Source organism: Methylomicrobium album BG8, from assembly GCF_000214275.2.
Classification (GTDB): domain Bacteria; phylum Pseudomonadota; class Gammaproteobacteria; order Methylococcales; family Methylomonadaceae; genus Methylomicrobium; species Methylomicrobium agile.
In genome coordinates this window covers 1,211,728-1,236,425 of sequence record NZ_CM001475.1, presented here as the reverse complement: position 1 = coordinate 1,236,425, position 24,698 = coordinate 1,211,728, and the positions used below count along the sequence as shown (strand labels likewise).

General features: G+C 55.7%; 20 protein-coding genes. 5 read left to right on the top strand and 15 right to left on the bottom strand.

Annotation, left to right across the window (positions count from 1 at the left end; translation table 11 throughout):
* Positions 1–59: 59 nt before the first annotated feature.
* The 6 genes from rpsO to rimP form a co-directional block, all read right to left on the bottom strand.
* A complete protein-coding gene (gene rpsO, locus METAL_RS05430) occupies positions 60–329 on the bottom strand; it encodes a 30S ribosomal protein S15 (RefSeq protein ID WP_005370378.1) in 270 nt (89 codons plus the stop codon).
* Between the two features lie 204 nt (positions 330–533).
* Positions 534–1,442 (bottom strand): tRNA pseudouridine(55) synthase TruB, encoded by a 909-nt coding sequence (truB, locus tag METAL_RS05425; protein WP_005370377.1) that lies wholly within the window; start codon positions 1,440–1,442, stop codon positions 534–536.
* Positions 1,439–1,813 (bottom strand): 30S ribosome-binding factor RbfA, encoded by a 375-nt coding sequence (gene rbfA / locus METAL_RS05420; protein ID WP_005370376.1) that lies wholly within the window; start codon positions 1,811–1,813, stop codon positions 1,439–1,441. The genes truB and rbfA overlap by 4 nt, the downstream gene beginning before the upstream one ends.
* A gap of 6 nt (positions 1,814–1,819) precedes the next feature.
* Positions 1,820–4,501, bottom strand: coding sequence for a translation initiation factor IF-2 (gene infB / locus METAL_RS05415; protein WP_005370373.1), 2,682 nt, complete (start codon positions 4,499–4,501; stop codon positions 1,820–1,822).
* Positions 4,502–4,515: 14 nt separating this feature from the next.
* The gene (gene nusA, locus METAL_RS05410; RefSeq protein WP_005370372.1) at positions 4,516–6,030 is read right to left on the bottom strand and encodes a transcription termination factor NusA; all 1,515 of its coding nucleotides are present in this window, start codon (positions 6,028–6,030) and stop codon (positions 4,516–4,518) included.
* Positions 6,020–6,505, bottom strand: a complete 486-nt coding sequence (rimP, locus tag METAL_RS05405) for a ribosome maturation factor RimP (RefSeq protein ID WP_005370371.1) — start codon at positions 6,503–6,505, stop codon at positions 6,020–6,022. The genes nusA and rimP overlap by 11 nt, the downstream gene beginning before the upstream one ends.
* Before the next feature lie 396 nt (positions 6,506–6,901).
* Between rimP and METAL_RS05400 the strand changes: the two genes are divergently transcribed.
* On the top strand, positions 6,902–7,321 hold the full coding sequence (locus METAL_RS05400; protein WP_005370370.1) for a secondary thiamine-phosphate synthase enzyme YjbQ: 420 nt from the start codon (positions 6,902–6,904) through the stop codon (positions 7,319–7,321).
* A gap of 77 nt (positions 7,322–7,398) precedes the next feature.
* On the opposite strand, the gene METAL_RS05395 is transcribed toward METAL_RS05400, so the two are convergent.
* The 4 genes from METAL_RS05395 to METAL_RS05380 are packed head-to-tail and all read right to left on the bottom strand — an operon-like array spanning position 7,399 to position 12,305.
* The gene (locus METAL_RS05395) at positions 7,399–9,003 is read right to left on the bottom strand and encodes an ABC transporter ATP-binding protein (RefSeq protein ID WP_005370369.1); all 1,605 of its coding nucleotides are present in this window, start codon (positions 9,001–9,003) and stop codon (positions 7,399–7,401) included.
* A gap of 3 nt (positions 9,004–9,006) precedes the next feature.
* A complete protein-coding gene (locus METAL_RS05390; protein WP_005370368.1) occupies positions 9,007–9,642 on the bottom strand; it encodes a DUF4276 family protein in 636 nt (211 codons plus the stop codon).
* 5 nt (positions 9,643–9,647) lie between these two features.
* Positions 9,648–10,922 (bottom strand): AAA family ATPase, encoded by a 1,275-nt coding sequence (locus METAL_RS05385; protein WP_005370366.1) that lies wholly within the window; start codon positions 10,920–10,922, stop codon positions 9,648–9,650.
* Between the two features lie 33 nt (positions 10,923–10,955).
* Positions 10,956–12,305, bottom strand: a complete 1,350-nt coding sequence (locus METAL_RS05380) for an ABC transporter permease (RefSeq protein WP_005370365.1) — start codon at positions 12,303–12,305, stop codon at positions 10,956–10,958.
* Positions 12,306–12,542: 237 nt separating this feature from the next.
* On the opposite strand from METAL_RS05380, the gene METAL_RS05375 reads away from it, so the two are divergent.
* Positions 12,543–13,772, top strand: coding sequence for a pyrophosphate--fructose-6-phosphate 1-phosphotransferase (locus METAL_RS05375; RefSeq protein WP_005370363.1), 1,230 nt, complete (start codon positions 12,543–12,545; stop codon positions 13,770–13,772).
* Between the two features lie 71 nt (positions 13,773–13,843).
* On the opposite strand, the gene METAL_RS05370 is transcribed toward METAL_RS05375, so the two are convergent.
* Together METAL_RS05370 and METAL_RS05365 are read right to left on the bottom strand one after the other, a co-directional pair.
* Complete coding sequence (locus METAL_RS05370) at positions 13,844–15,658, bottom strand: YVTN family beta-propeller repeat protein (RefSeq protein ID WP_005370361.1); 1,815 nt, start codon at positions 15,656–15,658, stop codon at positions 13,844–13,846.
* Positions 15,659–15,677: 19 nt separating this feature from the next.
* A complete protein-coding gene (locus tag METAL_RS05365) occupies positions 15,678–16,625 on the bottom strand; it encodes a multicopper oxidase domain-containing protein (protein ID WP_005370359.1) in 948 nt (315 codons plus the stop codon).
* A 408-nt stretch (positions 16,626–17,033) separates the two neighbouring features.
* Between METAL_RS05365 and METAL_RS05360 the strand changes: the two genes are divergently transcribed.
* Entirely contained in the window at positions 17,034–17,675 is a 642-nt protein-coding gene (locus METAL_RS05360; protein ID WP_031431132.1) for a helix-turn-helix transcriptional regulator, read from the top strand.
* Positions 17,676–17,731: 56 nt separating this feature from the next.
* Here the strand turns inward: METAL_RS05360 and fic are convergent, their stop codons facing one another.
* From fic to METAL_RS05345, 3 genes are all read right to left on the bottom strand, one after another.
* Positions 17,732–18,781: a protein adenylyltransferase Fic gene (gene fic, locus METAL_RS05355; protein WP_425357664.1), complete on the bottom strand. Its 1,050-nt coding sequence runs from the start codon at positions 18,779–18,781 to the stop codon at positions 17,732–17,734.
* 249 nt (positions 18,782–19,030) lie between these two features.
* On the bottom strand, positions 19,031–19,501 hold the full coding sequence (locus METAL_RS05350; RefSeq protein ID WP_005370353.1) for a tRNA (cytidine(34)-2'-O)-methyltransferase: 471 nt from the start codon (positions 19,499–19,501) through the stop codon (positions 19,031–19,033).
* A gap of 9 nt (positions 19,502–19,510) precedes the next feature.
* Positions 19,511–22,012 carry a glycogen/starch/alpha-glucan phosphorylase gene (locus tag METAL_RS05345; RefSeq protein WP_005370350.1) on the bottom strand — a complete coding sequence of 834 codons (2,502 nt, stop codon included), beginning with the start codon at positions 22,010–22,012 and terminating at the stop codon, positions 19,511–19,513.
* Positions 22,013–22,445: 433 nt separating this feature from the next.
* Between METAL_RS05345 and METAL_RS05340 the strand changes: the two genes are divergently transcribed.
* Together METAL_RS05340 and ilvN are read left to right on the top strand one after the other, a co-directional pair.
* Positions 22,446–24,182 (top strand): acetolactate synthase 3 large subunit, encoded by a 1,737-nt coding sequence (locus METAL_RS05340; RefSeq protein WP_005370348.1) that lies wholly within the window; start codon positions 22,446–22,448, stop codon positions 24,180–24,182.
* A complete protein-coding gene (gene ilvN / locus METAL_RS05335; RefSeq protein WP_005370347.1) occupies positions 24,182–24,676 on the top strand; it encodes an acetolactate synthase small subunit in 495 nt (164 codons plus the stop codon). The genes METAL_RS05340 and ilvN overlap by 1 nt, the downstream gene beginning before the upstream one ends.
* Positions 24,677–24,698: the final 22 nt, after the last annotated feature.

Sequence of the window (24,698 nt, the reverse complement as noted above, 5' to 3'; positions counted from 1 at the left end):
AAACTGGAGGTAACGCTGAAACGCAAACGGCGCCGAACCGGCGCCGTTTGCATTCTGTCTTATTTGCGCAAACCGAGACGATCGATCAGCGTACGGTAGCGGTCGCTGTCCTTGTTTTTCAGATAGTCGAGCAGTTTGCGACGCTGGTTGACCATGCGCAGCAGGCCGCGACGCGAGTGATTGTCTTTTTTGTGCTCCGCGAAATGCGGGGTCAGGTGCTGGATGTGCGCTGTCAACAGAGCGACCTGAACTTCCGGGGAACCGGTATCGGTTTCGGACAGACGGTACTCTTCAACGATTTTTTTCTTTTGTTCCGCAGTAAAAGGCATTTGATCAAACCCTATAATTTTATGTTTCGATAATTAAAAAAAGCCCTGACAGGGCCGGTGACACACCCATTTCCGCGATAGGGGGCAGAGAATGGGGAAATTAAGGCGAAAGAACTGATGGCCAGCCTTTCGCATTGTACTGTTCTGTAGGGTTCCGACGTTCCCACCTGGGAACGATGAAAACAACCCTTTCGTCCTTTTCCTTTAGCCGACTCCTTCCAAATTGAACAGTCTGCAAGGCGCTAGTTTACCATCCAATCGCATTTCGCCCAAGCCTAAAAACGCGCCTGCATGGTACAGGCGCACGGGTCCGGACTGTATAAGTTCGGACCGGACCGACTGTCCATTCCTGATCTTAACCGCATCGCCGTCCTGCAGTTCGACCGCCTGCAATGCCTGCAGCGGTTCATCGACGTTCAGCAGGCAGGCGTCGAGCTGCCGGGCATCCATCGCGCGCAATTGTTCAATCGTGAAAGCCCGGTCAATCGTAAATACGCCCGCCTGCAGGCGGCGCAGTTCCGCGACGGTTCCGCCGCAGCCGAAGTGTGCGCCGATGTCTTCCGCCAGCGAGCGGATATACGTGCCTTTCGAGCAAAACACTTCCAGCGTCAGTCGGTCGTACTCGAAACCGAGCTGTTTTATTTCATAAAGGGTGATCCGCCGGGCCTTGCGCTCGACCGTTTTGCCTTCGCGGGCCAGTTCGTAAAGCTTCCTGCCGTTCAGCTTCAGCGCCGAATACATCGGCGGCACCTGGTCGATTTCGCCGGTGAAGCGCTGCAGGCAGGCATCGAGCATCGCCTGGGTAATCTCGGGAACCGGCTTCGTTTCGAGCACCGTCCCTTCCGCATCGCCGGTGTCGGTCAATACGCCGAGCCGGATCACGACCCGGTAACGCTTGTCGTCATCCAGCATCATGCCCGACACCTTGGTGGCCTCGCCGAAACACAAAGGCAACAGCCCCGTCGCCAAGGGATCGAGACTGCCCGTATGCCCGGCCTTGGCGGCATTCAAGAGGCGCTTGGCCTCCTGGAGCGCCAGGTTCGAAGACACGCCGAGCCGTTTGTCCAGCAGCAGAATGCCGTGGACATTGCGCCGGAGATTACGTTTGCTCATTCCTGATCGGGGGCTTTATCGGTCTGGTCGATATCGCTGAGGAGTTCCGCAACGCGCATGCCGGTATCGAACGAATCGTCGTAGATAAAACGCAGCTCCGAGATATGGCGCAGCCGCATCCGTTTCGCGAGCTCGTGCCGGATTACCGGGGCCAGTTGATTTAGCCGTTTGACATGGTTCCGCTTGCCGGCCTCATCCGCGTTCAGTACCGTAAAATAGATTTTCGCGAGCGCCAGGTCCTTGGTCAGATCGACTTCATTGATCGTAATGAAGCCGAGCCGGGAATCCTTGACGACCCGCTGCAGAATGAACGAGAGTTCCTTCTGCATTTCAGATGCCACGCGGGCGCTACGCCCATATTCTTTTGCCATGATGCTTTACAATACGCGTTTGACTTCGGTCCGTTCAAAGACTTCGATCTGGTCGCCGACTTTGACGTCGTTGTAGTTCTTGACGCCGATGCCGCACTCCATGCCCATCTTGACTTCGTTCACGTCGTCCTTGAAGCGGCGCAGCGATTCGAGCTGACCTTCGAAAATCACCACGTTGTCGCGCAAGACGCGGATCGGCAGGTTGCGCTTGACGTAGCCCTCGACAACCATACAGCCGGCGATCGCGCCGAACTTCGGCGAACGGAACACGTCACGAACTTCGGCCAGGCCGACGATCTGCTCCTTGATTTCCGGCGCCAGCATGCCGCTGATCGCGTTTTTGACTTCGTCGATCGCTTCGTAGATGACGCTGTAATAATGCAGATCGACGCCCTTCTCTTCGATCAGCTTGCGCGCGGTCGCATCGGCGCGGACATTGAAGCCCATCAGGATCGCGCCCGACGCCAGCGCCAGATTTACGTCGCCTTCGTTGATGCCGCCGACGCCGCCGTAAACCACCTTGACCTCGACTTCCGACGTCGACAGGTCGACCAAGGCACCGCGCAATGCTTCGAGGCTGCCCTGCACGTCGGTCTTGAGCACCAGGTTCACGCTCGCGACCTCGCCGGCGGTCATCCGGGAGAAGACCTCGTCCAGCTTGGAAGCCTGCTGCGCCGCATGACGCGTGGTCCGCTTGCGCTCTTCGCGGTGCTTGGCCAGCTCTCTGGCGATCCGTTCGTTCTGTACGACCAGGAATTCGTCGCCCGCATTCGGCGTGCCCGACAAGCCGAGAATTTCGACCGGCACCGAAGGGCCGGCTTCCTTGATCGCTTTGCCGTTCTCGTTGAACATCGCCCGCACCCGGCCGTATTCGTGGCCGCACAGGACCATCTGGCCACTTTCGAGCGTGCCTTTCTGGACCAGCACGGTGGCAACCGCGCCGCGGCCTTTATCCAGGCGCGACTCGATCACGATACCCGAAGCCGGGCCTTGCACCGGCGCCTTCAGTTCGAGAATTTCGGTCTGCACGATCAGGGCTTCGATCAAATCGTCGATGCCCTGGCCGGTTTTCGCCGAAATTTTCAGGAATTGCGTATCGCCGCCCCATTCCTCGGCCAATACGTTGATAACCGACAATTCCTGCATCACCTTATCGGGATTCGCGTCCGGTTTATCGATCTTGTTGATCGCGACGATGATCGGCACGTTCGCGGCGCGCGCATGCTCGACCGCTTCCTTGGTCTGCGGCATCACGCCGTCGTCGGCCGCCACCACCACGATCACCACGTCGGTCACGTCCGCACCGCGCGCCCGCATCGCGGTAAACGCGGCATGGCCCGGCGTATCGAGGAAGGTGACCGCGCCGTGGTCGGTCTTGACCTGATAGGCGCCGATGTGCTGGGTAATGCCGCCCGCTTCGCCGGCGGCCACCCGGGTTTTACGGATATAGTCGAGCAACGAGGTTTTACCGTGGTCGACATGCCCCATGATCGTGACGATCGGCGCGCGCGGCACTTCCGGATAATTCTCTTCCGACTGCGCTTCGGCGAGCATTTCTTTTTCGAGATCGTCGTCGCTCTGCATGATCGCCTTGTGGCCCATGTCCTCGACCAGAATCGCCGCGGTGTCCTGATCGATGCTCTGGTTGATCGTCGCCATGATGCCGAGCTTCATCAGTTGCTTGATCACCACTGCGACCTTCACGCTCATCTTGTTGGCGAGATCGGATACCAGAATCGTTTCCGGAATCGTGACTTCCTTCACGATCGGCGCGGCCGGCATTTCGAACTGATGCTTGCTCTCGAACGGAGATCCCGACCGCTGAGGCGTCGTCTTGGACTTTTTCTTCGGACGGCGCGGCGCATCCCGTCCTTCGGAAAAGACGCCGTCATCGCGCTGCTTTTTGCGATGCAGCGTTTCCTGCTTCTGCAGCGCCTGCTGGCGGACTTTTTCGGCGGTGCGGTTGATCGACTCCTCGACGCGCCGATCCCGTTCGCTTATCTTCTTTTTGGCGGCTTCATCGGTTTCTTTGCCTTTGACGGCTTTTTCCACTTTGGCTTTCTTGCCTTCCTTAGCTTCCTTGACTTTGACCGTTTCAAGCCGGGTTACCGCCCCCCGTGCCGCCGCATCCGCTTCCTCGACAACCTGCACGGCCGCTTCTTCCTCGAACTCCTCCTGCGGCGCTTCTGCCGGAGACGCGGGCCGGGCCTCGACAGCCGGCGGGGCCGTTTCCGCAACCGGTTCGACTACTTCGGCAGGCTTCGCTTTTTGTTCTGCGGCAATGGCCGGCTCGGCCGTCGGCACGGACGGTTTTTCTTCCGGCGCGGGCTGCGGCCGGACTGGCGGTTTGGTTTCAACCGTCTCGACAAGATCGCGTTTGTTTACATAGGTTTTCTTTTTGCGAACTTCGACGGGGATCGTCTTGGTTGCCGTGCCCGGTACGCTCGCCTGCTTGATTTCAATCACCTTGCGGCGCTCCAGCGTCACGCGTCGGGGGACCGTTTTCGACTCGCCGCCATCCTTGCCGTGGCGTTTGCGCAAATGCGCCAGAAGCTGCATTTTCTCGTCTTCGCTGATCACATCGTCCGGCGTATTGGCCGACAACCCCGCTTCCTTCAATTGTTCCAATAACCTTTCCAGAGGTATTTTGACTACCTCGGCCAATTGCTGTACTGTTTGATCGCTCATCGCCTACTCCCGCCTTACTTGCCTTTTTCTTCAGAGAACCAGGGCTCCCGCGCCTTCATAATCAACTTCGCCGCTCGATCTTCATCCATTTCGGGTAAGCTCAGCAGGTCGTCGATCGACTGTTCAGCCAGATCGTCCATCGTGATTATACCGCGGCCGGCCAATTCATAAGCCAGCTCTTTGTCCATGCCTTCCATCTCCAGAAGGTCCTGGGCCGGCTCGTTGGTTTCTATTTTTTCTTCCGCCGCGATCGCGCTGATCAATAAGGAATCTTTCGCCCGGCTGCGCAGCTCGTTCACCAATTCTTCGTCGAAGCCCTCGATTTCGAGCATTTCGCTGACCGGCACATAAGCGATCTCTTCGATCGTATTGAAACCGACTTCGACCAGCGTCATCGCAATGTCTTCGTCGACATCGAGTTCCCTCACGAACAGATCCTTGATCTTGTTCGCTTCGGCTTCGCTGTTCGCTTCGGCTTTGGAGGCATCGATCACGTTCAGCTCCCAGCCGGTCAACTGGGTCGCCAGCCGAACGTTCTGGCCGCCCCGGCCGATCGCCTGGGACAGGTTTTCGGTGCTGACCGCCAGATCCATCGAATGCCTGTCTTCATCGACCACGATCGACTGGATTTCGGCCGGCGACATCGCATTGATCACATATTGCGCTTCGTTCGGATTCCAAAGAATGATATCGACCCGCTCGCCGGCCAGTTCGTTCGAAACCGACTGCACGCGCGATCCGCGCATGCCGACGCAGGCGCCGACCGGATCGAGGCGCGGATCGTTGCTCTTGACCGCGATTTTCGCCCGCGACCCCGGATCGCGGGCCGCCCCCATCAGCGTGATCAGCCCTTCGCCGACTTCCGGCACTTCCAGGCGGAACAACGCCAGCAACAATTCCGGCGCGGTCCGGCTGACGAACAATTGCGGGCCGCGCGGCTCCGAACGCACGTCTCTTAAATAGCCGCGGATACGGTCGCCGACGCGCACCGACTCGCGCGGAATCATGTCTTCCTTCGCGATGTAGGCTTCCACATGGCCGCCGAGATCCAGATAAACGCTGCCTTTCTCGATGCGCTTGACCACGCCGGTAATCAACTCGCCGACGCGGCTCTTGTACGCATCGACGATTTTCTTGCGTTCGGCTTCGCGGACCTTATGGATGATCACCTGCTTCGCGGTCTGGGCGGCGATACGGCCGAACTCGACCGATTCGATCTCTTCCTGCGCCATGTCGCCGACTTGGGCATCCGGATTGTCGAATCGTGCGACATCGAGCAAAATCTGCGTGCCGGGAAACTCGACGTCGCCGTTGATCTCGCTGTTCGGCGCCACCACGTCCCACAGCCGGTAAGTCTTGTAATCGCCGGTCTTTCGATCGATTTCGACACGGGCTTTGATCGGAGTGGCATAGCGTTTGACCGTCGCCATTTCCAGCGCCGATTCGATGGCCTGGAAGACCACTTCCTTCTCAATCGCTTTTTCGTTGGAAAAAACATCCACGACCAACAAAATTTCTTTATTTGCCACTGCGTACTCCTTTTTCGATTAAATACTCCGGCACCAGACGCGCCTTGCTGATTGCCGAAAACGGCACTTCGAAAATTTGGCTGTTTTCGATCAGTGTAATGATATCTTCCTCGACTTTTTCGATCAGACCGGTAATCCGTTTGCGTCCGCCGATCGCCTTGAACAGGTTCACCTGCACGGTACTGCCTTTGAAGCGCTCGAACTGGCTAATCTTGAAAAACGGCCGGTCCGCCCCCGGCGAGGATACTTCCAACTGGTAATTGTCCGGAATCGGATCTTCGACATCGAGCATGCCGCTGACCTGATGGCTGACTTTCGAGCAGTCATCGAGCACTATGCCGTTGTCGCTGTCAATATAAATTCTCAATAAACCGTGCCTCGGATGCGGGTGATATTCAATGCCGACACATTCATAACCCAAACCCTCCACGATCGGCTCGATCAAGGCGACCAAATGTTCGGGAGCCTGCTTCATTTTTCCTCGCTTTTCACCGCACAAAAAAAAAGAGCCCAGGGCTCTTATCACTGACTAGCCAATGCTGTCGCCACAAACACGGAGCCCGGAAAATAAAAAACCCCATGATGGGGCTTCCGTGTAAATGGCGGCAGGGACCTTCGAAACGACCGCTTTCGAACCTCTGCCGTTAGGATACGACATAAATACCGACACATCCTAAAAGACTTAATATATCATAATGTTTAGCAATTTTCAAAACGATTTAAGCATTTCGGCCCGCCGCCCTGCGGAACGCGCGCCCAAAGCGGCAAGGCCGTACGTGTCCGCGGTTCCATTGCCGTTTTTCACTACCGAGGATGAGCCCCGTTTCCAGGCCATGCTATGATGGACTTTTTCGGAACGGGAGCCATCCCGATGTGGATACAAAAAGCATTCTTTCTGCCGCTGAAAAAACGCGGCTTTCATTTGGTTACCAACGAGATCCTTCAGGAAATCCCGGAGTTAAGCACTATCCATTGCGGGTTGCTGCATTTGTTCATCAAGCATACCTCCGCCTCCCTGGCGCTCAACGAGAACGCCGACCCGACCGTGCGCCAGGACCTGGAAAGCCATTTCAACGAGATGGTGCCAGAGCGCGCGCCTTATTATCTGCATGATTACGAGGGCGACGACGACATGCCCGCGCACATCAAAAACTGCCTGCTCGGTTCGAGCCTGACGATTCCGGTCACGCGAGGCAAATTGAACCTGGGGATATGGCAGGGCATTTATCTCTGCGAGCATCGGAATCATGGCGGCAATCGGGAGATGGTCGCCACACTGCATGGCGAGTAAGAACCGGCATCATCAACAGGGAAAGGACGGTCTTGTTCGGATTGCCGGGACGGGCTTCAGCCCTGTAGCCTCAACCGTCAGCCGACTTCCAAAACCGGCGCCGCCGCCAACAGTTTGCGGGTATAGTCGTGCCGCGGCGCCGTCAGCACCTGCTTCACGTCGCCATACTCGACGATTCTCCCGCGGTGCATCACCGCAACTGCGTCGGCAATTTCGGCAACGACCGCCAGATCGTGCGTGATGAACAGATAGCTGACGTTCTTTTCGCGCTGCAGGGTTTTCAAAAGCTCGATGATCTGCGCCTGCACCGATACGTCGAGCGCGCTGGTCGGTTCGTCGCAGACGATCAGCTTGGGATCGACCGCCAGGGCGCGCGCGATGCAGATACGTTGGCGCTGGCCGCCCGAGAATTCATGCGGATAGCGCTCTGCCGTATCGGCCGGCAGGCCGACCTGTTCGAGCAATTGCCGGACCTGTTCTCGCCGGGCATCGGCGCCGGTCCCGGGGCGCAGGGCGCGAATCCCCTCCGCCACGATGTCGCCAACCAGCATGCGCGGATTCATCGACGAAAACGGATCCTGAAACACAATCTGCATGTCCGCGCGCTTCCGTCGCAATGCCTCCCCCGTCAACTGGCCGAGATCGACCCCATCCAGAAGCACCCGCCCCGCTCCGCCTGGAATCAGGTTCAACAACGCCTTGCCGAGCGTGGTCTTGCCGCAGCCGGATTCGCCGACCAGTGCCAGCGTTTTGCCCCTTGGAATCGTGAAACTGACCCCGTCGACCGCGCGCACATGGTCGACCACGCGCCTGAACAGGCCTTTGCGGATCGGATAATAGCAGCGAAAATCTTCCACCTTGAGCAGCGGCAGCGCTTGCTCGGGCCGATGCGCAAGGCAGCTTCGCATCGACGGCAAAGCTTGCAGCAGCTTTTGCGTATAGGGGTGTTTCGGCTGTTCGAAAAAATCCGGTAGCGCGCCGGTTTCGACGATCTTGCCCTGCTGCATCACCGCGACCCGGTCCGCCAGCGTCGAAACCAGCGCCAGATCGTGGCTGACCAGCCACAGCGCCATGCCGGTCCGCTGTTGAATGTTTTTGAGCAAAACCAGAATTTGCGCCTGGATCGTCACGTCCAGCGAAGTCGTCGGCTCGTCCGCGATCAACAAATCGGGCCGGCCGGCCAGTGCGATCGCAATCATCACGCGCTGCCGCTGGCCGCCCGAGAACTGGTGCGGATAATCGTTGATCCGCTGCTCCGGATCGGGAATTTCGACCTGACGCATGAGTTCCAGCACGCGGTTCCGCACGGCCGCTTTCGGCAGCGAAAAATGGCTCTCGATCACTTCCGCGATCTGCCTGCCGACCGTCATCACCGGGTTCAGCGACGACATCGGGTCCTGAAAAATCAAGCCGATGCGCCGTCCGCGGATTTGGCACAACTCCAGCTCCGAATGGGCGGGCAGGTTATCGCCGTTCAGCGTGATCGAGTCGGCGGCCATCCTGGCGTTGTCCGGCAACAGGCGCAGCACCGATAAAGCGGTGATCGATTTGCCGGAGCCCGATTCGCCGACCAGCGCGAAGGTTTCGCCCGGATGGATCGAAAAACTGATGCGGTCGACGACTTTGTGGTGGCGATTGAAGGCGACGCTAAGGTTTTGAACGGATAACAGAGGGTTAGTCATCACTCAAACAAATTCTCGAAGCTTTCTTAAAAAGTAATTGAAACTCAGGGATAAATTATTATCCACGTCCATATAAGGCGTAATATTTTCAGCCCATACAGATTTTTCAGCACCTTCCGCTCGACCTCCCAGCTTAGTGAGTGCCTGAGCCCCGCCCCTGTAAACAGCATCAGCCAATTGTTCCCAAGCCCCACAAATCGAATCGTTGACATATGCATTTAACACAGTATCTCTTGCTTTTGGATAAGCTTGCTTGATAGCGGTAATATCACCTAAAAACCAAGCCTCAGCCTCTTCAACCGCAATGCAAAATCGGGTTTCCGGCCGTGGATTGCAATTATCCAAAATAGAGAGCAGTTCGACTCTAAAATTCTTCAAACATTTGTCATCCAGGTCGCATACTACGAACACCACCCCGTAATCTTGCAACGATTTACCATAGGCTTTTAATAGCTTTGGCAAGTTATTCAGTAGCATACGATTGCTTATATTTTTAGCGGAGGCCATCGATCTCGGAATGTGGCCAATGCCCTTAAATGAGGTTACCCTAAACGTATGAGTATCTCCAATAATTTTGGGTATAAGAATATCCAGTGCAATTTTACCGGAACGGTCCTCCACAAGTATTTCGAAATGCATCTGGATTATCTCGCATCCAGATAATCGCTATACCAGAGTGAGCCCAATGGCAATCCTTCTGCAACCATATTTTTTACCAACTCATCATCGCTCGCCCTGCGAATAATGGAAAAACCATCCGAACCTTTTTCCAAAATCCAGACTTCCTTTGGATCGAGCGCATCGACGAAATAGGGCTGATGCGTGGTAATGAATACTTGCGATCCGCCTTTCCGGCCGGTCGCATGTTCTCGAAATTCGTTGGCCAACGTCTCCAGCAGTTTGTGATATAAACCGTTCTCCGGTTCTTCTATACAGAGAAAGGGGGGAGGCGATGGATCTTCCAATAAAAGAAGGTAGGCAAACACTTTCAATGTCCCGTCAGACATTTGTTGGGCATAAAAAGGATCTTGAAAGCCTTTGTCGTTGAATCGCAGAAGCAGTCGCCCATCGGCCGTCTCATCGGTGTCGATTTTGTCAATACCGGGAATCTTTTTTGCAATTCGGTCTAACACTTTCCTGAAGCGGTCTTTATGTTCTCTTTCCATGAATTGCACGACATTGCCAATATTGTCGCCCTTGATGTTCAGATGCTTCTGAGGCCCTGCGAGCGGAAGGCTTCTTGCCGAATTAGGCTCGAAATAACTCAAATACCATCCTTCAATAAATTGACGAAAAAGCGAAATTCGGGGATGTTGTTTTAAAGAACCTAATGTTGCGATTCCTAACTTTCTTTTATCCGATAGTTCGACGACTTCGGTTTCTTTACTTTCCTCCTTAATTGAAGACTCAAATAAATCATTGAAATCAATCTTTTTTTTGTTTTCGTCAATACCTTCCGCCTCGCCTTTCCATACGACTCCTTTCCCGTTTTCCAAAATTAAAAAAGAAAAAGGCCGTCCTTTATCCTGTCCTTTACGGCGCTGCCTAAGGCGTTCTTTTTGAACATAAGGCCTTCCCGACTCATCCACATCGATAGAAATCTCGTAAGTAATGGGGCGCGCATTGCCGTCTTCCTTATAATAAATTTCAAATTCCATCGGCCCGCCCTGCCCCTGAGAGCGAATTTTCTTAAACCCGCCGCGCCCGCGCGAGTCGCACGCTTCTTCGACTCCGAGCTTGAGAGCATCGGCCAAAAAACCGAAAACATCGAATAAAGTACTTTTACCCACGTTATTCTTCCCAATGACGACAGTCATTGGCGTCAGCGGCTCGGCCTGTTGCAAAGTCCATAACCGTCCGAGCGTTATATCTTTTAAAGCACGAAAGTTTTTAACTCTGATTCCTTCAATTTTAGCCATTGATTTTTCTCATTCTGGGCAATCATTTTTTTATCAGGCTTTATTGCCGCTCCGCCGCGGATCAAACGCATCCTGCACCACGTCCGCAAACAGATTGGCCGCCAGGACCAAAATAAACATGAACACAAAAGCGGCGGCCAGCGACCACCAGACGACCGGCTCGCGGGCCATCTCCAAGCGCGCGCCGTTGATCATGTTGCCCCAGCTGTAGGTGGTCGGATCGACGCCGATGTTGATGTAGGACAGCACCGCCTCGGCCAGCACCAGCGCGCTGAAATCGAGCACGACCGAGATCAGCACGATATGCATCACGTTCGGCAGGATGTGCCGTGCCAGGGTCGCGCCCTGTTTGACGCCCAACGCTTCGGCCGCCCGCACGTACTCCATTTCCCTGAGCTTCAGCGTTTCGGCGCGAAGCAGCCGGCACAGCCCGGTCCAACTGGTCACGCCGAGGATCATGCAGAGGAACAGGAGGCGCATGTCGGCGCGCACCACCACGCTGGTGAAGGCTTCCTCGTGATTCGCCATGTACACCTGCACCATCAGGATCGAGGCCGCGATCAGCAGAACGCCCGGAATCGAGTTCAGCGTGGTGTAGACGTACTGGATCACGTCATCGATCCAGCCCTGAAAAAATCCGGCCAGAATCCCGAACAGAATCGCCATCGGCAGCATGATCAGGGTCGTCAGCGTACCGATCACCAGGCCGGTGCGGATGCTTTTGACCGTCTGGTAGAACACGTCCTCGCCGACCTTGTCGGTGCCCAGCACGTGGTAATAAGAAGACAGATAGCACAGCATGTAACTGGCCGTCACGATCCCGAAGCCGACCGCCAGGGCGCTTTTCGCCGGTGCAGAGCCGTACAGAAAGCGCTTTTGCCGGGCGGCGAAAATTCCCCAGAGCATCAGCAGAAAAAACGCGCAGAGACTTGCGCCCTGAAACAGGCCGTAAGCGGCTTTCTTCAGCACATCGCCGGCCAACTGCCGCTCCGGATCGGCCAGATGCGCGCCGCCGTATTTCAGGCGCGGATAATCCCAGCGCGTCGCGCCGCCGTCCAGCGTGATCATTTCCTTGCCGTAGCCGAATGCCGCGAACGGTGCGGAATAAGTCTTTTCGCCCTGGCGACGCAAAGGCGCGGCCCAATAGTCGAGTACGCTGATCACATCGTAGCCGTCATCTCCCGACGCCTTGAAATGGATCGAATCGAACAGGCCGACCAATACGAAGAACAGCAGCACGGTCAACGAGACCATGCCGCTGCGGCTCGCGGCGATTTGCCGGAACGGCCGCCGGAAATGCTCCTTGCCGCGCATATAGAAGCCGAGGCCGATCGTGATCGCGATCAGCAGAAAAATCAGGGCATCGGTCCATAAAACGATCATGAAAACAACCTGTCCGGGAAGAAATGAAAGCCATGCGGGTGCGCTATTTTCCCATAATTCCGGCCAATCGCGGCATTTTGATAAAGCCGGGCGTTTTTCGGGTTCTATGATAAAATCGGCCAGTTCAGTGTCCGGCGTCCCCTATCGAAGACATGAAACGGCTCCGGAAGGGCATGGCGGCACAAAGGCCTCGTTGTGCCCAAGCATTTTATCCATCACATCATTATAAAAACGCACATGAACAAACCTAAGAAAGTTGCAATTTTGACCGCCGGCGGCCTGGCGCCCTGCCTTAATTCCGCGATCGGCAGCCTGATCGAACGCTACAACGAGATCGATCCCTCGATCGAGATCATCTGCTACCGCAGCGGTTACAAGGGCCTCCTGCTCGGCGATTCTTACAAAGTGACTCCGGAAGTGCGCGCCAATGCCGGCCTGCTGCAGAAATTCGGCGGTTCGGTGATCGGCAACAGCCGCGTCAAGCTGACCAACGTGAAAGACTGCATCAAGCGCGGCCTGGTGCAGGAAGGCCAGAACCCGCAAAAAGTCGCGGCCGACCAGTTGGTCAAAGACGGCGTGGACGTACTGCATACGATCGGCGGCGACGACACCAATACCGCGGCGGCCGACCTCGCGGCATTTCTGGCGCAGAACGACTACGGCCTGACCGTAATTGGTCTGCCGAAAACGGTCGACAACGACGTGTTCCCGATCAAACAATCCCTAGGTGCCTGGACCGCTGCCGAGCAGGGCGCGCGTTATTTCCGGAACGTGGTTGCGGAAAACAATTCGAATCCGCGCATGCTGATCGTGCACGAAGTGATGGGCCGCAGTTGCGGCTGGCTGACCGTGGCGACCGCCGTCGAATACCGCAAGCTGCTCGATCGGGCGGAATGGCTGCCCGACCTGGGCCTGAGCCGAGACACCTATGAAGTCCACGGTATTTTCGTGCCGGAAATGGATGTCGATCTGACCGCCGAAGCGAAACGCCTGCGCGAAGTAATGGACAAGGTCGACTGCGTGAATATTTTCGTTTCCGAAGGCGCCGGCGTTGAAGCCATCGTCGCCGAAATGCAATCGAAAGGACAGGATGTGCCGCGCGATGCGTTCGGCCACATCAAATTGGATGCGGTCAATCCGGGCAAATGGTTCGGCGAGCAGTTCGCGCAGATGATCGGCGCGGAAAAGACGCTGGTGCAAAAATCCGGCTATTTCGCGCGCGCCGCCGCCGCGAACGCCGAAGACATCCGCCTGATCAAGTCCTGCGCCGACCTGGCGGTCGAATGCGCGCTACGCCGCGAACCGGGCGTCATCGGCCATGACGAAGACAACGGCAACGTGCTGCGCGCGATCGAGTTCCCGCGCATCAAGGGCGGCAAGCCGTTCGACATCAATGCGCCGTGGTTCGAAAAGACCTTGAGCGCGATCGGCCAGACCAAAGGCAAAAAAGTCAGCGCCGCACATTAAGCCCGCTTCGCCCATGATTCCCATGCTTCGCATGGGAATCATGGAACCTTCCTTCTCCCTATCTAGGGAAACTATATCCCTTTCTGTTCGGGGGTCAAGGCATTAAGCCAGCCTTCCACTTCCGGACTTAACTGCCCTTTGCCGGACAGTTTCAGGGTTTCCTTCAGATAGCCGTGCTCCACGATCGGCAGCGGCAAGATACCCTGGCCGCCCATGCCGTTATGGGCTTGGATACTGCTATCCTTGAGATCGGACAACAATATCCGGCCGGCGACTTCCAGCTTGTCCATGTCGATGACGATCAAATCGTTGGCAAATTTACTTGCCACATAGGCGTAATAACCGCCTCCTTTCTTCATCCCGAAATGAGCGCCATGGCAGCCCGGCTCGCAAGGCAGGCTCTTGACTACCTTGTTGGTGGCGGTATCGACGATGGTGATCGACGCGCTCAAGGTATTGGCGGTGACCACGTACTTGCCGTCCGGACTCACCGGCGTCTGGATCGGCAACAGTCCATAGGCCTCGCCGCTGATCTTGCCGGTTACCGGATCGTAGTCCGCGGCCAGATTGATGTCTAGCAGTTTTTTCTTTCCTGGAACATCGATGACCGTCAGTGTACTCAGTAGCGGCGGCGTGCCGAGCAAGTTGGCGGCGTAAGCGGTGGAACCGTTCGGCGTGCCCCAAACGGCGATCGGAATGACGCCGCCAGTTGGAATTTCGGTGTTTGTATCGGTGTTTAAATCCACTACCGATACGCTACCGGCGAGAGCATTCGGAGTAACCATGTACTTGCTGTCTTCGGTAATATAGTGGCCGTGAGGCGACGTATGAGGGCCGGTATTAATACTTTTCTGTGCGGCCGGATTCTTGCCGCCTGTCATTTTGACTACCTGCTCTCCGGCGTTGATCGCGACATACAGCATGTCATCCGAAGGCCGTGAGATGACATGGGATGGCGATTCGCCGACCACGACCTCACTATACGTTTGGCCGCTGACGCGGTCGAAGGTCAACAGTTTCTTATCAAACCACGCGGTTTGATAGATATTTTGATAGCGTTTGTCAGTCCACATGTTGTGGGGATTGTTCATATCTTCCTTGACGCCCTTGAACTTGCTGGTCACGCTCCAGGTTCCCGTATTGATCCGTGTCGCGGTGCCGGATTTTTTCTTGCCGTCGATCTTCTCGAACTGCGTATTGACCCAGACTTCGCCCACGCCCGGCGTGCCGGGCTTTTTCAATTCATTGGGCATGGTCATGCCGAGCGCGCTGAGACTGATCGTATTGCCCTCGATGTTGAGCGGAATGTCGGGCAGCTTGACCTCCCATTTGGGCTTGCTGTAATCGCGCCAGAGGCTCGGGGTGGTGGCCACGAAGAAAGTCCGCAGCAGGCGTTTGGCAATGTCGCTGCTGGCCGGCACCTTGGCGCCGGTCACCAGTTGCAGTTCGCTACCGACATCCAGCCCCTTCGTGTTCGGATCGTCCACCACGACCGCGCCGAACATGTAAGGATGCACTTTGCAGGTAAAGACATACAGCCCCGGCTTGTCGAATTCCGTGGTCACGCTCGCGCTGGAGGGTTTTTCCTGGTCTATCGGAAAATTTTTGGCTCCGGAGGGCCACAACAGACTGGTGATGGTATGTTCGGTATTGGTGTCGGTCATCTTGATCATCGCCGCCTGATTGGGCTTGATGACGACCAAGGCATCGCCGTCGACGGGATCTTTAAACCACAGTCCGGGTTCGTCGGACATCTCCAGCATCGCCGACGGTATCAGGCCTGGTACACTGAGGAGCTGGTCATCGCCGCTCGCTTGTGCCGCACAAACGGGAATTCCGAGGTTTGCCATTAAAACGGCCGTTGTCAACTTTAAAACTTTGTTCATGATCGTGTCTCCTCAATTTTTATTCGATGACTCTGAAACCGCCCATCATGCCGCTTTGCATGTGCTGCAAAACATGACAGTGGTAATGCCAAGGCCCGGGGCCGACGCCTTCGCCCGCCTTGATCACGAAGGATTCGCGCGTAATCGGGCCAATATTCACCGTGTCGACCAAATGCGTTGTTCCCGGTTGCAGCCAGCGATGGCCGTGCAGATGGAAGGTATGGAACGCCGTGCCGATGCCGATGACATGGAAACGGACCAGCTCGCCCTCGCGGGCTCCAAGGGTGGGGTTTGTCCACAGCGGCACTTGGCGATTGGCAAGATGATTGATTTCCGTGCCCCAGAATGTGGTCTCATGCATCCAGAGAACAAACTCGCGTTTAATATCTTTGATATCCACTCCTTTCATCTGGCCATCCACCATCGCCATTATCTTGCCTCCTTTTGGATTGACGATCAGCGTTCCGTACAACCCCTTGTCCTCCGCACCCAACATCGGATTGCCGAAGGCATGATCGTGATAAGGCCAAGTTCCGGCGGTGCCCGGCGCGGCCGTCCATTTGTAGGTATAGGGTTTACCAGGAAGCGCCGCCTGGTCGGCTAGATGGTTGAACACCTTCATGGTGCCGTCGCTGTCGATTTTGTAATGAACGCCATGAACATGAATGCTTACGGGCTCATTCGAATCTTTGATGCCTTGTTCCAAAGTCACTTCGGCTTGGTCTCCCTCGGTCATCACGATCGCGGGTCCCGGGATGGTCGGTTCGGTGCTGTAACGATTGGTAATGTCTTCGAGCTTTCCGGAAGCGTCGCGTATTTTGTGGCTCACCATCTGGTAAGCCAACTGTCCGGAGTCCAGTTTGGCGGCTTTCAAGGTGATCAGGTGAGTTTTCCCGGATTCCGTGCCGGCATTCGCCGTAGGCATCAATGCCCATGCACAGAAGATTAAAACGGCTACTTTTGTCATTTTTTTTATGCCTCTCTATCAAGTGAGCTGTAACTGAAGCTCCCGTTTCATCCAGCCGTGTCGAAAAAACAGGACTGAAAAAATCCCTACAGACTTTGGCAAAAAATTGTCTTATGAAATAACGGCCGATCCACCATCGATCGAACCGCACGAGAAATTTTTCCAAGTCCTCTTCAGTGGTGTCTAAGTCCTCGCAAGCGAACTTGCTTTGGAACTGGAGCCTCAATGGTCGTATGAGGAGGACCCGGTGAGCAGCCGGTTTACAAAGAAGCTCCAGTTGCAGCTAGTGTAGACCGCAAGAGAAACTTTTTCAACTTTTAAGTTTTATAAGATTATTTATAATTTTAATCCGAGCGGGGAACACCTATGGTATCCTTGCAAAAAACATTTTCCCGAATGAAGGCTGTCATGTCTCAAGAGATAAGCTCCCGCCAGAGTCAAATACTTAAACTATTGCTCGAGAACAGGAACGGACTGTGTATCGACGACGTAGCCGATGCGTTGGATATTTCAAGAACCGCGGTTCAAAAACATTTTGCCGCACTTGAAAATGAAGGCTACATTAGAAAAAAGACATTCAATAAAACCGCCGGCCGACCGGTTACGGTGTATGCGCTGACGGATAAAGGCATCAACCATTTTCCCAAGCAATATGCCTGGTTTTCGGAATTAATGCTGAGCGATTTGCGCCAGGAAATAGGCCCCGAGCGTTTTAAGGACTATATGCGAAAACTGGGGCTCAAATTGGCAGAAAAGCTGCGCAAACGATTTGAAGGGAACGAGCTCAATGAAAAAATCGATGAGCTACTCGAAATCATGACGGAACTCGGCTATGCGGTACAAGCCGATGCCCAGACCGAATCCGATGCGTTCAGCATCCAGGCGCATAATTGCGTCTACCATGACCTGACTAAACAACACAATGAAATCTGTGAGTTCGATCTCGCCTTAATAACGGCCTTGCTGGGTGAAAAAGTAGAACAGCTGAGTTGCATGGCAAAGGGGGATTGCGCCTGCAAATTTAGAGTCAGCAAGAACGACGCAAAATGATTCCCGGCTACTGTAGACCACAGGAAAAAGACCGGTTTGCTGTCGCCCCACAGCATTTATTTCGCCTGGTAAAAGGCAAACTCATGTCCGTCCTGGGTCAACAGCCGTATCAATTTCGGATGCACGAACAGTTTTTCCTTGCCGGCTCGGATTTCAGTCAGCACGCCGATTTCCGCGAGCTGCTTCAGATAGGATGATGCGGTCTGGCGCTTGGCGACCCCCCTTTCCACCAGATTTTGTATCCGGCAATAAGGCTGCTCGAAAACGATTTGCATCAGTTCATGGCTGTAAATCTGCGGCAACCGCGTTCTGACATGGTTGCCCGTATGTTCGATCAACAAGCGTATCGCGGCAATTTTTGCGGTAGTCCAGCCGGCCGTGACTTCGACGGCTTTCAGCATGAAAATGATCCATTCCTCCCACTGTTGGTACTGCGTCACCGCCAGCAGCAGGCGGTAGTAATCCTGTTTGCGCCGGACGATATAACGGCTCAGGTACAGGATCGGCAAGGTCAACAACTGTCGGTCGATCAAATACAGGATATTGAGGATGCGCCCGGTACTCCCGTTGCCATCGGTAAACGGATGAATCGCCTCGAATTGATAATGGGCGATCGCCATTTTGATCAATGGGTCGGTATCGTCTTCCGCGTGCAGGTAATTTTCCCAGTTGCCCAGCAGATCGCGGATGATCGATTCGCCCACCGGCGGCGTATAGATGATGTCTCCATTCGCCTGGTTGCTGAGCATGGTTCCCGGCACCTTGCGAATGTCCATTTGCACCGATTTGATCGTGCTGCAAATTTCCAGCGCGGTGTTGGCGCATAACGGCCGATTGACAAGCCCCTCGTATCCCTGACGCAGCGCCGTACGGTAACGCTGCGCTTCCTTGGTCATCGGATCGGCCCGATGGTCTTCTTCTGCAAAACGGAAAAGTTTGTCGGTCGTCGTGACGATGTTTTCGATCTCGGAACTGCCTTGCGCTTCCAGTAAAGGCAACAGGTTGATCAACAGTCCTTGATTGGGCAGCAATTCGCCCGCCTGCTTGAGTTCAGCCAGTGCCGCCCGGGCCGGAATGCAGGCTTTTAGCACCGCTGATGCTTTCATATTCCATTTGCGGTGGCAACGGCGGAAGCGGGTTATAAGGTTGCTCTGGTCGCCACGTCATGTTTAACATTCTTTAAAATTTCGACATATTGTAAAGATATGTCGAAGCGATAAACATGTAAAGCTAATATGTCGAAAACAACTGAAAATTTCGACATGTTATTTTCCCAAGCGATCGATTCAGCGATGAAGCCGGCGAAAAACGGCCGCGCCGATTTTTAGCCCGTCCGGCACAGACAGGAAAAAACCTCACTTGAGCGCCGCGCCGGCAAATCCTAATTGCCGCCAGGCTTCGTACACCGCCGCCGCCGCGGTATTCGACAGGTTCAAACTGCGGCTCTCCGGGCGCATCGGCAGGTACAGGCAGCGCGCTTCACCAAGATCGGCCAGCAGGCTTACCGGCAGGCCACGGCTCTCGGGGCCGAACAGCAAGGCGTCGCCGGCCTGGAAGGCGACGTCGCTGAACAGCTTCCGGCCTTTCGTGCTCAACGCGAAGACGCGGCCGGGCCGTACGCGCTCCAGAAAATCGGCCAGTGCCGGATACACCTTCACCTCGGCCCATTCGTGATAATCGAGCCCGGCCCGACGCAATTTCTTGTCTTCCAGTTCGAAACCCAGCGGCTCGATCAGGTGCAGCTTTGCGCCGGTATTGGCGCAAAGCCGGATGATATTGCCGGAGTTCGCAGGAATCTCCGGCTCGTACAACACAATATGCAACATCGAAAACCGTCAATCCAGGGCCGGAATCGGTGTCAGTTTCCAGATTTCGTTGTTGTAGTCGGCGATCGTGCGATCGGTCGAAAATTTGCCGCTGGCGGCGCAGTTGAGAATGCTCATCCGCGTCCAGCGCTCCTGGTCCCGATAAGCTTCCTCCACGCGGCGCTGGGCATCGACGAAACTGCGGAAGTCGGCGATCGTCATCCACGGATCGTATGGACTTTTCAGCGAGGCGATGACCGGATCGAAAATGTCCGGCTCGAAGGAGTTGAAATAGCGCATCTCAAGCAGATTCATCACCCGCTTCAGGTCTTCGTCGGCTTCGATGATCCCCACGGGATCGTAATGGCGGCGCGCCTCCTCAACCTCCTGCTCGGTCAGTCCGAACAGGAAGAAATTCTCGTCGCCGACTTCTTCGCGGATCTCGATGTTAGCGCCGTCGAGCGTACCGATCGTCAAGGCGCCGTTCATCATGAACTTCATATTGCCGGTGCCGGAGGCTTCCTTGCCGGCGGTCGAGATCTGCTCGGACAAATCGGCGCCCGGACAGATTTTTTCCATCCCCGATACCCGATAATTCGGCAAAAAAATCAGTTTGAGCTTGTCGCCGACCATCGGGTCGTTGTTGATCACTTCCGAGACGTTGTTGATCAGCTTGATGATCCGCTTCGCCATGAAGTAGCCTGGCGCCGCCTTGCCGCCGATCAGTACGCAGCGGCTGGTCCAGTTGGCGGTATCGCCGCGCTTGATTCGGTCGTACAAATGAATCACGTGCAATACGTTCAGCAACTGCCGCTTGTATTCGTGGATTCGTTTGACCTGTACATCGAACAGCGCGTCCAGATTCACATCGATGTCGTGCTCCGCTTTCTTGTAATCGACCAGGCGTTTTTTCGCATTCAGGCGCACTTCCTGCCAGCGTTTTTGGAAAGCCTTGTCGTCGGCGTATTTCTCCAATTTTTTCAGTTGGGTCAGATCGGTCAGCCAGCCGCCGCCGATCGTTTCGGTAATCAATTCGGCCAGGTCGGGATTGCAGGAAGCGAGCCAACGGCGCGGCGTGACGCCGTTCGTCTTGTTGTTGAATTTTTCGGGCCACAATTCATAAAAGTCACGAAACAGCCCCTGTTGCAAGAGCTTGGAATGCAGTTCCGCGACCCCGTTGACCGAGAAGCTGCCCACGATCGCAAGGTAGGCCATACGGACATGCTGCTCGTGGCCCTCCTCGATCAACGACATCCGGCGCTGACGATCGATGTCGCCGGGCCAGCGCGCCGACACTTCGGTCAGGAAGTCCGCATTGATCTGGAAGATGATTTCGAGCAGGCGCGGCAACAGGCTCCTAAACAACGAGACCGACCATCTTTCCAGCGCCTCCGGCAACAGCGTATGATTCGTGTACGCCATCGTTTCGCGCGTAATCAGCCAAGCTTCATACCATTCGAGGCCATACACGTCGATCAACAGCCGCATCAGTTCCGCAACGGCGATGCTCGGGTGCGTATCGTTCAATTGGAAACAGTTTTTCGCCGCAAACTGGCTGAAGTCGTTGCCGTGACGGCCGATCCATCTTTCGAGCACGTCCTGCAGGCTGGCCGAGGCGAGTAAATATTGCTGTTTCAGGCGCAATGCCTTGCCGTTTTCGTTGGCGTCGTTCGGGTACAACACCATCGTGATGTTTTCGGCGGTATTTTTCGCGGCGACCGATTCCGCATAATCACCCGCGTTGAATTCGTCGAGATTGAATTCTTCGGTCGCGGTCGCCTTCCACAGCCGCAGCGTATTGACCGTACCGTTCTGGTAGCCGGGGACCGGCGTGTCGAACGGCACCGCCAGCACGTCGTGCGTATCGACCCAGGAAACCCTTTTCCGTCCGAATTCGTCGACATGCGTCTCGGTACGCCCTCCGAACTTGATCCTTTGCTTGTATTCGAGGCGTTCGATTTCCCAGACGTTGCCGTTGCGCAGCCAGTGGTCGGGCTTTTCGACCTGTTCGCCGTTGACGATTAGCTGCGTAAACATGCCGTATTCGTAGCGCAGGCCGTAGCCGGTCACCGGCAGTTGCAAGGTCGCGCAGCTGTCGATGAAGCAGGCGGCCAGCCGGCCCAGGCCGCCGTTGCCGAGTCCCGCATCGGGCTCGTTCTCGACCAGTTCTTCCAGCTCCAGCCCCAAGTCGTAGAGAGCGCTTTTGGCCGATTCGTCGATACCCAGGTTCAGCATGGCATTGCTCAAGGTGCGCCCCATCAGAAACTCCATCGATAGGTAATACGCCATTTTGCTGTCGGCCTGTTTATAGGCGTTATAGGTCTTTTTCCAACGCTCGATCAGGCGGTCGCTGATCGCCAGCGAAAACGCCTCGTAGGCATAATGCAGCGAAGCGCAATTTTCATCCCGGCCCAGCCGGTTCCCATAATAACGCTTGAAATCGTCCTTCAGTCCCCCCGTGTCCATTCCCAAACCGGGCAGCTTCGTAATCTCGGTTTTTGGTTGGCTCTTTTTGAATTGTCTCTTAGGCATTGTTCGGATCGCAGTCAGTTAATAAAAGATGGAGGCCATTTTAGGCTTTTTTAATTGAGGTTTCAGCTAAGTTTTCGGATTTTCGCCGATTCTCCGTCAACTTCCGTCAACAGACCCATTTTGGGGCGGAAAACGCCCAATCAAAACGCCTAACCCGCCAGGATCGTGCATGAGCGGAATCATAGCCGTTTGTACGGATAAATTATGCAACTCGCATGCCGTAAGAGAACACCCGAAGCGCAAAATCATCGCATCGAGATTGGTCATTACAATTTTATCGAGAACCGGGTAGAATACTGAAGCTATTGCCGGAATAATGGCTTATAATAAACGGTTATTCGATGCGTTTTTACCGAAGCGGTATTGACCATGCGGCAAAACACGAAGCCGAATTGCCGGCTTGAGAAAATTTTCAGGTTAACGAGGTACTGGGGTGGAGCTAAACGGCGCACAAATTTTGGTGCAGAGTCTCAAAGACGAAGGCGTTGAATATATTTTCGGCTATCCTGGCGGCGCAGTACTGCATTTGTACGACGCGCTGTTCCAACAGCAGGACATCAAGCATATTCTGGTGCGGCACGAGCAGGGCGCGACCCACGCGGCCGACGGCTATGCGCGCGCAACCGGCAAACCCGGCGTGGTGCTGGTCACCTCCGGCCCCGGCGCCACCAATGCGATCACCGGCATCGCGACCGCCTACATGGACTCCATCCCGCTGGTGGTAATCTCGGGACAGGTTTCGATGCCGGTGATCGGCAGCGACGCGTTCCAGGAAGTCGATATGATCGGCATCAGCCGTCCCTGCGTGAAGCACAATTTCCTGGTCAAGGACGTCAACAAGATCGCCGAAACGGTCAAGAAAGCCTTCTACATCGCGACCACCGGCCGGCCTGGCCCGGTCGTGGTCGACATTCCGAAGGACATGACCGACCCCCGCATCAAGGTACCGTACCATTACCCGAAAAAGGTCTCGATCCGCTCCTACAACCCGACCGTGACCGGCCACAAGGGCCAGATCAAGAAAGCGGTCGACCTGCTGCTGTCCGCGGAGCGCCCGGTCATTTATTCCGGCGGCGGCGTCGTGCTCGGCGAAGCCAGCCAGGAACTGACCGAGCTCGCCCACCTGCTCGGTTACCCGGTCACCAATACGCTGATGGGGCTCGGCGCCTACCCGGCCACCGACCAGCAGTTCATCGGCATGCTCGGCATGCACGGCACCTACGAAGCGAACATGGCGATGCACGAAAGCGATCTGATCATCGCGATCGGCGCGCGCTTCGACGACCGCGTCACCGGCAAACTGGACCGCTTCTGCCCGCACGCGAAAATCATCCATATCGATGTCGACCCGGCCTCGATCTCCAAAACGGTCAAGGTCGACATTCCGATCGTCGGCGAAGTGAAGCCGGTGCTGGAACAGATGATCGAACTGATTCGGGAACATAAAAAGAAGCCGAACAAAAAGGCACTGGACGACTGGTGGAAACAGATCGCGCAGTGGCAGGCGATCCAATGCCTGGAATACGACCGTTCGAGCCCCCTGATCAAGCCGCAGTACGTGATCGAGCAGCTTTGGGAAGTTACCCGGGGCGACGCCTATATCACTTCCGACGTCGGCCAGCACCAGATGTGGGCGGCACAGTATTACAAATTCGACAAACCCCGGCACTGGATCAATTCCGGCGGCCTCGGCACGATGGGCTTCGGCCTGCCCGCCGCGATCGGCGTCAAGATCGGGCATCCGGAAGCGGAAGTCGCCTGCGTGACCGGCGAAGCCAGTATCCAGATGTGCATTCAGGAACTGTCGACTGCGCTGCAGTACAATACGCCGATCAAGATCGTCAACCTGAACAACCGCTACATGGGCATGGTGCGGCAATGGCAGGAGTTTTCCTACGAAAGCCGTTATTCGCATTCGTACATGGACACGATTCCGGACTTCGTCAAACTCGCCGAAGCCTACGGCCATGTCGGCATGCGCATCGACAGGCCCGACGAGGTTCGGCCGGCGCTCGAACAGGCGTTCGCACTGAAAGACCGTACCGTGTTCCTGGACATCATCACCGACCGAACCGAAAACGTGTATCCCATGATAGAAGCCGGCAAAGCCCATAACGACATGAAGCTCCGGGTTGCCGCTTCCGCCTCGACAGACAGGGAACTGGCCTAATGAGACACATTATCTCCGTTTTAATGGAAAACGAATCCGGCGCACTGTCGCGCGTCGCCGGCCTGTTTTCGGCGCGCGGCTACAATATCGAGTCATTGACCGTCGCTCCGACCGAAGACCCTACCCTCTCGCGGATGACGATCGTCACGCGCGGCAGCGACGACATCGTCGAACAAATCACCAAGCAGTTGAACAAGCTGATCGACGTGGTCAAGGTGCTCGATCTGGCCGACGTCGGCGCGCACATCGAACGCGAACTGATGCTGATCAAGATCCGGACGACCGAACTGAACCGGCTCGAGATCCGCAGCCTCGCGGACATTTTCCGCGGCAAGATCATCGACGTCACGGCGACCACTTACGTCGTCGAGATGACCGGTCCTTCCGAAAAACTCGACGCATTCATCGCCGCCATCGCGCCCGAAGCGATCCTCGAAGTCGTCCGTTCCGGCCCGACCGGCATCTCGCGCGGCGAAAGCGGACTGCACTTGTAAAGCCGCCGGCTGTTTTCATTTT